2 protein-coding genes are annotated in these 1349 nt (G+C 68.0%); one reads left to right on the forward strand and one right to left on the reverse strand.

What is annotated here, in order from left to right:
- Positions 1-671, reverse strand: a 671-nt coding sequence (locus J0I64_RS15495; protein WP_291409850.1) for an alpha/beta hydrolase, incomplete at its 3' end; no start/stop codon positions are given.
- A 221-nt stretch (positions 672-892) separates the two neighbouring features.
- Between J0I64_RS15495 and J0I64_RS15500 the strand changes: the two genes are divergently transcribed.
- Positions 893-1349: nuclear transport factor 2 family protein (locus J0I64_RS15500; protein WP_291409852.1), on the forward strand; the 457-nt coding region annotated here is incomplete at its 3' end.

Raw genomic sequence — 1349 nt, forward strand, 5'->3', positions numbered from 1 at the left:
ACGATGGCGTCGCTGTCACCATGCAGGATCAGCGTCGGCACGGTGATCTTCTTCAGGTCGGCGCGGAAATCGGTAGTCGCGAACGCGTGCATGCAGCCCAGCGCCGCCGCCTGGTCGGACTGATGGCACAGCGCGATCGCCGCCTGGCGCTCTTCCTCGGTGACCATCAGCTTGCCATTGGCACTGAAGAAGTCGCGGGTGAAGCCGTCGAAGAATGCCTCGCGGTCCTTCTCCAGGCCACTGCGCATTTCATCGGCCTTGTCCTGCGTCAGCGGGCCATCCGGGTTGTCGTCGCTGCGCAGCAGGTACGGCGGCACCGCCGCGGCAAATACCACGCTGTGCAGGCGCTCCTGCCCATGGTTGGCGACGTAGCGCGCCACCTCGCCGCCGCCCATCGAGAAGCCGACCAGGGTGACATCGCGCAGATCACGCTCCTCGATCACCCCCGCCAGATCCGCCGCCAGCGTGTCGTAGTCAAAGCCCTCGGCCGGCTTGTCGGAGCGGCCGAAGCCGCGCCGGTCGTAGCTGATCACCCGGTACTGGGCATCACGCAGGATCGACACCTGCGTCTTCCAGGCATCGGCAGACAGCGGCCAGCCGTGGATCAGGATCACCGGGCGGCCGTCACCACCACTGTCTTCAACATGCAGGCGGACGCGGGAAGCAGGCATGGGAGCTCCTGTGGAAGGGGAGGATTGCAGCCTAGTGACCGGGCCCTATCGCGACCGTGAGGGAAACGCGCCCGCTCATGACATCGCCTGCACACGCCGTCATCGGGCACCGCGCCGGTATTTCCCGCCTTCGCACCGCGCCTTCCCGGTTTCGTCGCAGCGCCGTACCGCCGTGGTCACCGGCATGCCAGCCTGCGCGGACCATCCCCGGGAGTTTCGCCATGTTGCTGCTCACCCTGCCCCTGCTGGCCGCCGGCCTCGCCGCCGCACCGCCCTCCACCGATGACCTGCGCGAACAGATCCGCCAGGCCGACACCCAGCTCTTTGCGGTGGCCTTCGAGGCCTGCGACGCCGACAAGGCCGCCGCGATGACCACCGAAGACATGGAGTTCTTCCATGACAAGGACGGCAAGTCGGCCAGCAGTCGCGAAGACTTCCGCCGCAGCGTGGCCAGCATGTGCGACAACGCACGCAAGGGCGGCTGGCACCTGCGCCGCGAGCTGGTGGAGCCCTCGCTGCAGGTATTCCCGCTGCACGATGAGCGGGCGCTGGAAATCGGCGACCACCGCTTCCACGAGCGCGGCAAGGACGGTGTGGAGCGCTGGGTGGGCGAGGCCCGCTTCATCCAGGTCTGGCGGCGCGTGGACGGGCGCTGGCTGGCCGAGCGGGTGATCAGCT

Source organism: Devosia sp. (assembly GCF_017307565.1).
In the GTDB taxonomy this organism is placed as follows: domain Bacteria; phylum Pseudomonadota; class Alphaproteobacteria; order Rhizobiales; family Devosiaceae; genus Devosia.